The organism is Litorivivens sp. (assembly GCF_057445395.1).
The window spans coordinates 1-8,641 of the sequence record NZ_JBVBUV010000110.1; the positions used below are offsets into that span (position 1 = coordinate 1).

6 protein-coding genes are annotated in these 8,641 nt (G+C 53.9%); 4 read left to right on the forward strand and 2 right to left on the reverse strand.

Translation table 11 applies throughout. The features are described from left to right. On the reverse strand, positions 1 to 1,563 hold a 1,563-nt coding region (locus AC222A_RS18160), incomplete at its 3' end, for a TonB-dependent receptor plug domain-containing protein (RefSeq protein WP_486775390.1). Between the two features lie 204 nt (positions 1,564 to 1,767). Here AC222A_RS18160 and AC222A_RS18165 point away from each other — a divergent pair. Together AC222A_RS18165 and AC222A_RS18170 are read left to right on the forward strand one after the other, a co-directional pair. Next, entirely contained in the window at positions 1,768 to 2,424 is a 657-nt protein-coding gene (locus AC222A_RS18165; RefSeq protein ID WP_372758681.1) for a hypothetical protein, read from the forward strand. Next, positions 2,421 to 3,725, forward strand: a complete 1,305-nt coding sequence (locus AC222A_RS18170; protein WP_372798748.1) for an MFS transporter — start codon at positions 2,421 to 2,423, stop codon at positions 3,723 to 3,725. The genes AC222A_RS18165 and AC222A_RS18170 overlap by 4 nt, the downstream gene beginning before the upstream one ends. A 54-nt stretch (positions 3,726 to 3,779) precedes the next feature. Here AC222A_RS18170 and AC222A_RS18175 read toward each other — a convergent pair whose 3' ends face one another. Next, positions 3,780 to 6,146, reverse strand: a complete 2,367-nt coding sequence (locus AC222A_RS18175) for a PEP/pyruvate-binding domain-containing protein (protein ID WP_486775391.1) — start codon at positions 6,144 to 6,146, stop codon at positions 3,780 to 3,782. A 233-nt stretch (positions 6,147 to 6,379) separates the two neighbouring features. Between AC222A_RS18175 and AC222A_RS18180 the strand changes: the two genes are divergently transcribed. Both AC222A_RS18180 and AC222A_RS18185 read left to right on the forward strand, forming a co-directional pair. Further along, entirely contained in the window at positions 6,380 to 7,555 is a 1,176-nt protein-coding gene (locus AC222A_RS18180; RefSeq protein WP_372748849.1) for an acyl-CoA dehydrogenase family protein, read from the forward strand. A 34-nt stretch (positions 7,556 to 7,589) separates the two neighbouring features. Next, positions 7,590 to 8,369, forward strand: coding sequence for an SDR family NAD(P)-dependent oxidoreductase (locus tag AC222A_RS18185; protein WP_486775392.1), 780 nt, complete (start codon positions 7,590 to 7,592; stop codon positions 8,367 to 8,369). Positions 8,370 to 8,641: the final 272 nt, after the last annotated feature.

Genomic DNA, 8,641 nt, shown 5'->3' on the forward strand with positions numbered 1-8,641 from the left:
CAGTCGAGTGTTGGCGTGCTGCCGAGTAACCTGATCGTAAACAATACCGGTCGTCAAGCGACCTGGATCTGGCACCGCTGAAGACGGCGTAGACATCGGCTCTGAACAATTTTGACGCTGCTCTTCCGTGAAAGGAGAACACACGTCGCTAATGAATACCGTTGAATGCTCGCGATCTTCGGTTTTCGAGTAGTACGCACCTAGACTCATTCGGTAGCGGTCGCCACTGTCGAAATCAAAGCGCAGTTCGTGGGAGAAGGACTCCAACACAGAGTTCGGACGACCACTGAAAGTATTTGCGTACTTGTAACCGTTAGGGTCCTGATTATTTGCCGCATTTAAGGCAAAATCAGCGGCAATACCGCGACCAACCAAGGGGTCCTCACCGCCGGGACCGCCAGTTGAATATGTCTCGTGATCGGCGTATCCAAAAAGGTAGTGGGCGGTCCAGCCTTCATTGAGTTCGTAGTCAGCCGTAAAGGTTATTACTTCAGTTGTCGCAACCTGACCAATACCTCTAGGGTCGATAAGAATGCCGTCTTGCGTCCGTGGGCCTTCGGCGCCGGCTGCAGTCGTTGGCAGCTCCCCACACCAGGCAGAATATCCAGAGTGTGCAGCGGTTGGAGAGGGATTACCGATATCGTTGACGGTTCTCCAGTTACAGTTCAAATCGAGCTGATTATCTAGACGCAAACCAAATCGCGCCGCATTCACACCGGAAATACTGTAGCCCGCGCCCGTTTCTTTCTCTGCGTTATTTTTGTAATAGCTGGTGCGAAGCATGAGCGAATCAGTCGGCTCGTAAGCGAGCATAAGGCTGTATATCTCATCATCCCAACCACCGAGATTGCCCGTCGTGGATGGCCCTGTCGGATCGGCATCTGCCATCGGATGATCATTCTTGGTGTGACCATCATATTCTGAAAAACCAAAAGTGGCCTTAGCAAGCAGCCGGCCGTCCAATGCTATCGGACCATTAAAGCTCGCTTTCACATCCTGCCGCTCATTATCACCCACAGTGACCGCAATATAGGCTTCGGGCTCGGCTTTTGGCTTTGCCGTAATGTAATTCACCGCACCGGCAAATGCGTTGCGCCCAAATAGTGCATTTTGAGGACCTTTGATTACCTCAACGCGCTCCATATCAATCATGCCGAGATTAAGCATGCTCTGACGTTGCAGATAAACCCCGTCAATAAAGAATGAAACGTTCTGTATTCTCGAGGTTGTAAACTGCTGTGCCAGGCCCCGGATAACCGCATTACCGTGGTTACCACCCGTGATAAAACCCTCATAAGTGAAGCCAGGGGTCGCTGCCGCAATGTCATCCAGCCCAGTAAAGCCTCGTCGTTCAAGTGAGTCTGCCGTAAAGGGTGTAACAGATACCGGAATATCCTGAATGGATTCCTCACGTTTACGCGCGGTTACAACTATCTCCTCCAAAGATTTGTCCACCCTTGCAACCTTAGGTGCCTGAGCCTGCTGCGCCTGTACTGCTGTGCCCGAGAGCTGGAGACTAACGATACTGGAAAGTAACCAGACCGATTTCTTTCTAAAATTCATAGTGTTTTCCCGCACAAAATGCTTCTAAAACAACCATTGGCACTAAGCCAACTCCAGTGCCCTCCCCCTGGCACACTTAGTAGCTGGCAACCTGCGTTCCAGGCCGAACCACCACCATTTGTTATAATCTAATATCATTATAGCTTTTAAGTCAACAAGGCGGCATACTGTCTTCTCAGAACAGCATCAGAAGAACCAGGAACCATGAAGGACTACACCATAGCGCTGGCCCTTTTTGACTACGTTCCCATAGCTTTTACCGCGTTGGGCATGTACTGGCTTTGTCAGTCGGAAATCTTTAAATTTCCGACAGTTAGAAAGCTCGCCGTCATCGGGGCAGGCCTGATCATCAGCGGCGGCCTGCTGAAAGCGAGCTGGAAATTGATTGTCGCAAGCACTGGGGAACATATCGTTTGGATGAATAACAGCCTATTCATTCTGATGGCACCCGGATTCACCCTGCTTAGCTTTGCGCTACTTATTCGGCACAGTCAATCCGTTAGATTACGTATACCCATAGCCATAACCTGTATCCCTCCGCTGGTAGCTTTGACTATTTTCCTAACCAATCCGGAACAGCGCCTATGGTTCTTCTGGCTGCTTACTGTCGTAACACTTGCCAATACCATCGTCATTTTTATGTTGGCCCGGGCAGGTTGGGAAACGAAAGATCGTATTATCAGTGTTCTTTATATATTAAGTTTTGTCGGCACACTCTCTCTGAGCGGGCTGGCACGTATACCCGAGCAAACCGCTGCCCTGCAGTGGATAGAAGAAAGTATTAACGCTGTAGCGCAAGGCCTGTTCTTTATTGGCAGCCTGCGTCTGAATAAACGTTTAAGGGAGAACCCAACCCGATGACTACCTCTGTAGGCAACCGATTGCTGGGCGTTCAGCTATTGCCCGGCGTTCAGCGCTCTCATATGAGCACTTTCTATGTAGCCTGTATGGCAGGCATCCTGCTATCCACTTTTATGCCGCAAATGCAGCCTTATTTGCTGTCTGAATTTCTGAACATCCCGCAGGAACAGCAGGGCGTGGTCAGCGGCAATATCGCGTTCTGGGGTGAAATCGCCATCATTCTGGCGGTCGGTGTCTGGGGTTCTCTGTCTGACAAGATCGGCCGCCGGCCGGTGATGGCGATAAGCTTTGCCATTATGGCCGTGGCTGTCGCGCTCTACCCTTTTGCCAAAACCTATACCGAACTACTGGTATACCGGGTACTGTTTGGCGTTGGTGTAGCAGCCTTCAGCTGCATGATATTTGCCATCATGGCGGACTACACCGAAGACTCCAGCCGCGGTAAAGCCACAGGCTTCCTTGGCATGGCCAACGGCATTGGCGCCCTGATTACCGTATTCCTGCTGCTGCGCCTACCGTCCATCTTTCAGGCACAAGGCATGGACAGCCAGACTGCCGGTCTCGCCACCTACGCCATTGTAACTGTCTTAGCAGGTGTTTTTGCCCTGTGGATGTGGCTGGGGCTGAAGAAAACGCCGCAGAAAGTCAGCACGGAAAATGAAAGTTTTTGGGAAATCACCCGCAAGGGTTTAATGGCAGCGAAAGACCCCGGCATCGCGCTTTCCTATGGCGCGGCCTTTGTCTCACGCGGCAACCTCGCCATTGTTGGCACTTTTTTTACACTTTGGATTGCCAACTACGGTACCAGCGAAATGGGCTTGTCCCGCGCCGACGCGCTGGCTCGTGCGGGTATGATTGTCGGCATAGCCCAAACCATGACGCTGCTCAGCGCGCCTTTTTTTGGCATCCTGTCGGACAAAATGAACCGCGTCAGCGCAGTAGCACTGGCACTGTTTATTTCCTTTCTGGGTTACGGCGGAACCTACTTTGTCACCGACCCGTTCAGCGCCGGCATGATCGTCTGCGCGATTCTGATTGGTATGGGTGAAGTGGCTTGTATTATTACCAGCGGGGTACTGCTGTCGCAGCAGGCGCCGGTGGCGATTCGCGGCGCGGTGAATGGCTTCTTTAATCTGTGCGGCGCCATTGGCATTCTGGTGGCCGCCAAGGTTGGCGGACAGCTGTTCGACAGCTGGCGCGAATCCGGGCCCTTTGTGTTTTTCGGCCTGATTGCCTTTGGCGTAATGATCTGGGCCCTGTTGGTGCGCAATAAAGTGGTAGCGCCACAAGACAACTGCTGAGCGGGGAAATACTTGTCGCGCTACACCAATATCGGGGTAGCGCGCTTTGACAACTTACAGACGACTCAACACACCTTTGTCTGCATCCAGCCTCACACGATCGCCAGTCTTAAACAGTCGCGTCGCCTGTCGCAAATTAACGATGGCGGGCAAACCATACTCCCGGGCAATTACCGCACCGTGCGAAACCGCAGATCCTACATCAGTGGCTAATCCGGCTATCAGACTGAAGTAAGGCGTCCAACCAATATCTGTAATCGGGGCTATCAGTATTTCTCCCGGCTGCAATTCGGCCGCTTCCTGAATGGTCAGCGCAACGCGAGCCGTGCCTTCAACCACGCCACGGCTGACTGGGCGCCCGATCAGCTCACCCTCGGCTGCATCTTTCGGTGGCTCCCAGACCAGTGGCTCTGGCTTGCCGACATAGATGTCATCAAATTCCATTTTCTCATGGAAGGACAGCGCAAGGCGCCGCTTCTCCGCACGGGTAACCCACTCGCTGTTCGGGTTGGCGACAAAACCACGCAATTCGTCGTGAGTAAAAAAGAACACTAGATCCGGGTCTGGCAAGTGCCCCTCTTCCACCAGCAGTTTTGCCAGGTGGCGATAACCCCGTTTCAAGCGATGCGTCACCATCACCAACAGCGATTTGGTGTGTTCACGGCGCCGTATCGCGTTGTGCGCAATCGGCAACATGAACTTGAGACCTCGCGAGAGGCCACTGGTATCGACCTTTGCCACATGGCGCTGAGTGGCGGTCCCCTGAAGTCGCGCAGCAAGCGATGCCTGCATGGTGACAATCAGTTTTTCCGGCTCATCAGCCCAGCCCGCTTCACGCAGACACAATTCGCGGATGGAACGATGCCCGTGTGCGGCCAGAAATTCTTCAAAGCGCATTCGGGCCGCCCCGGCGGCATCACTCTGCAGCCACTGCAATGCCTGACTGGCATCAACTTTCTGAAACGCATTTACCGCATCCGGGTGTTCGGCAATCAGATCCACCACATCGTCGAGACGATCGACCATAACGGCGCTTTCCACGTCACTGGCACCGGCCAGCAGGCGTGCCGCTTCGGCCTGCTGATCCGCATCCGGTGGCTGACTGCCGCCCGTCACAAAACTTTGAATAATCCCTTCCATCACCCCGGAAAAAGCCGACGAGCGCAGGTGCACTTCATTGGTCTCGCAAATCCACGGAAAGTAGGCGTGAATGGCGTCCATCATGGAACGGCTGTCGTTGGCGTAGGGGATATATGCGTGCTTGAAACGGCTTTCGAATTCGGTGAGCACTTTCTGCGACTTCATGACGTACCGCGCAAATTGCCAGGTGCCATACCAGCGACGCCAGAACGGCGCGACGTCTTTCAATGGTTTCAATTCCGGCACAGGTCGCCCACACAGGCTCTGCCCCATACTCTCGACGGTATTGATCGACACATAGCGCGAGGACTGCAAACCTCCGGTCATGTTGATAAACATGTGGCCGAAGAACAGATTAATCTGCGTCCACTCCTGATTGATGGCGGGACGGTTTGCGTAGCATACATGCATATGTTGCATGCCATGTTCAATGGCTCGACCCTGCACAGAAAAAGTCAGAGGACACACCGCCCCGGGCATCATCTCCCCCACGTTGCAGCGGGTGATCACGTGATCGTCTGGAATCGGCGTATCGAGTTCATTCAGGTCTGAGCCAAGGGTTGTAATCGGGCGCGCCTGCAACCAGAACAATTCCCCACTGGCATCAATAGCCCACTCCATATCGAGCAGCGGCGCCAGACTACCGGCGGCGTCACGGGCACCCGATGCCAGCGCCTGAACCTGAGCGTCAGAGAGAATGGGTTGTTCGCCGGTGAGTTCGCGGCGCACCACGCAGTTATCGCGGTCCAGCTCATAGTGATCCGGAGTAACCTCACCACTGACCAATGCCTCACCAAGCCCCCTGACCGCATCGATAATCAATCGATCATGACGCCCGCTAACAGGATCTGCGGTAAACAGCACACCCGCTGAACGGGCATCCACCATGCGTTGCACAACCACACACATATCCACCTCACCGAGGTTGGCGTGTTCGGCCTTATAGGCGGTAGCCTGCGCACTACCCAGAGAATTAACGCATTGTGCAATTGCTGCTTTCAGCGCATCAACGCCCTCAACATTCAAAATGGTTTCGTATTGTCCGGCAAAAGAGCTGTCCTCACCGTCTTCACCAATTGCCGACGAGCGAACCGCCACCTTGCCGCCGCCAATGGACTCATAGTGCGCTTCCAGATTCTCAGGGAAGTGCTCGGCACTAGCCGACACGATGACGAATGCCGGCGGCACATTGAGCCCATGCCGAGTCAGTTCAGCCAGACCCGAGGCCTTGCCGCCAACGGCCTGATCAGTGATCTGTTGGAGCGTTAAGATGTTGGTCATGTCAAATTCGCAATCATTTTTATGGGTATGGGAGCGTTAAAAAACACCCTGCTTTAAATCAACAGCTCTAGCCTGCCCGAATCTCAAGAGAAGGATTCCTACAGAATTTTCACTATACGAGCGTATTGTAACGATGTAAAGTCAGTCGACCACCCCACCCTGACCGGAGTGAGGGCGAACACCAACAATAACGTCAATGTCACCGCGTTTAGCGACCCAACAGGAGTTTTCGAATGAATACAGCAACCGCCACCGACGGATTGAGCATGGCACGCGCCATTGAAGACATCGTGCTGGCAGAAGCCGGACCCTCCGAACAGAAACGCACTTTGACGGAACCGTTGGTCAATGCCCTTTGGGACTCGGGCCTGATGCAATTTATGAATCCTGCGGCAGCAGGCGGTCACGAGCCGAACTTTTCGGAACTGATTGAAACCTGGATCGAAATGGCACGGCAGGATGGCTCGTTCGGCTGGATCGGCATCGCAAACTTACCCTCCGCATGCTTTGCCGCGGCCTACTTGCCCGATGAAGGTTTTAAGCAGATATTTTCTGCCAACGACAATCGCGTAACCATGGGCGGCCAGTTTTTTCCGAATGGCACCGGCGAAAAAGTTGAGGGCGGCTACAAGGTCACGGGCGCCTGGCAGTTCGGTAGCGGGACCGGGCATTCCGAGTATGTATGCGCCGGGTTTTTGCCAATGGAAAACGGCGAAATGATCATGGCCGACGAAACAATGCCGCAAATGCTTGTCGCCGTGGTACCGCGCGAACAGGTAAAGTTTACCGACGGCTGGTTTGTACAAGGTCTGAAGGGGAGCGGCAGCTACAACTATGAACTCACCGAGGTCTTTGTGCCCGAAAGTCACACCTACCCATTGTTTACTCGCAGCCCCCAGCGCGGTGGCAGCCTGTACAAGTTCGGTTTGATGCCCCTGACTGGGTGTGGCCACGCAGCCTGGGCATTGGGTATTGCGCGCAGCGCCATCGACGATGTGCGAGAACTTGCCATCAGCAAAGTGCGTATGGGCGACGACAGCTCCGTTGCTCACAAACTCACCTTCCAGAAAGATCTATCACTTCACGAGGGACAATGGCGTGCTGCCCGCGCCGGCGTACTGAATATCTACACAGAAATGGAAGAACGCATTGCTGCCGGCGAAGAACTCTCTCCACAGATGCGAGCTGATATGCGTATTGCCGCTAACTTCGCTACCGACGCCAGCCGCGAAATTGTGCAATGGGCACACCTTGCCGCAGGAACTACTGCCATTCGCGAAGGCAGCCGTCTTGAGCGCGCCTTCCGCGACATGTATACCGGCACCCAGCACGCTTTTATCAGTGAAAAAATCTATACCGAAGCAGGCAAGTTGATGCTGGGCCTGATTGAGGATAGCACCGCACTATAACGATCCACCATTGAACTCATAAAAAGGAAAAACTATGCGTCTGAAAGGGAAAGTGGCCATCATAACCGGCGCGGCCTCAGGTATTGGGCTGGCCTGCGCAGAACGCTTTGCACAAGAAGGCGCCGTCGTCATCGGCACCGACCTGAACGAACCAAAAAACTGGCAGCGAGTGAGCGACGCCTCTCCCGACAGCTGGTTCAACACGCTGGATGTCACCGACAGCGATGCCCAGATCGCAGTTGCCAAACAGGCCGTAGACAAACATGGTCGGATCGACATCTTGGTCACGGCCGCAGGTGTGGGCGACGGTGGTCCGGTAAGCATGATCGATACTGCGGCCTGGGATCGGGTGATAGATATCAACTTGAAAGGCACCTTCCTGTCGATCAAATCAGTTCTGGATACCATGATGGCCCAGCGCAGTGGCAGCATCATAACCGTATCCAGCGTGGAAGGTATCAATGGCACCGAGGGCGGCAGCGCCTACAACGCCTCAAAAGGCGGAGTGATTCTACTGACCAAAAACGTGTCTATTGATTATGGCCGCATGGGCATTCGCTGCAATGCCATCTGCCCTGGCTTTATCGATACACCGATGCTCAACGGCATTATGGACTCCATGCCAGAATTCAAAGCCGATGTAATTCGGGAAACCAAAGTAGGTCGGCTGGGCAAACCTGAGGAAATTGCGGGAGCAGCCCTGTTTCTCGCATCGGATGATGCCTCGTTCGTGACAGGTCAGAGCCTGGCCGTCGACGGCGGCTATACAGCTGGGCACCGCCACGGCATCGTTGAGTTAATGGGACTGGTATAACGCCATCCGGTGCCGGCTTGCCCTACTTCCGGTAGGGCTGGCTTCACGAACCGCCCGAATAAAGTACTGGATGCCAGGCTCGTTCTTGCCAAACACATTGAGTGGCACTGTTAACACGTGCAAAACCGCAAATGCTGCGAGAGAGCATTTGGCAGTCCAAAAGCCCGAAGGTTTAGTCTTTATGTCACTTCATCTGGCAAGTTTCTTACGCCACCAAAATCAGGCTGGCGATATGCTGTTTTAGTTCCGTCATGCGCTGTTCTGCTGGGTAG

Coding starts and splice junctions, on each gene's coding strand:
- AC222A_RS18185 (WP_486775392.1), top strand. CDS start 7,590: ATGCGTCTGAAAGGGAAAGTGGCCATCATAACCGGCGCGGCCTCAGGT.
- AC222A_RS18170 (WP_372798748.1), top strand. CDS start 2,421: ATGACTACCTCTGTAGGCAACCGATTGCTGGGCGTTCAGCTATTGCCC.
- AC222A_RS18180 (WP_372748849.1), top strand. CDS start 6,380: ATGAATACAGCAACCGCCACCGACGGATTGAGCATGGCACGCGCCATT.
- AC222A_RS18175 (WP_486775391.1), bottom strand. CDS start 6,146: ATGACCAACATCTTAACGCTCCAACAGATCACTGATCAGGCCGTTGGC.
- AC222A_RS18165 (WP_372758681.1), top strand. CDS start 1,768: ATGAAGGACTACACCATAGCGCTGGCCCTTTTTGACTACGTTCCCATA.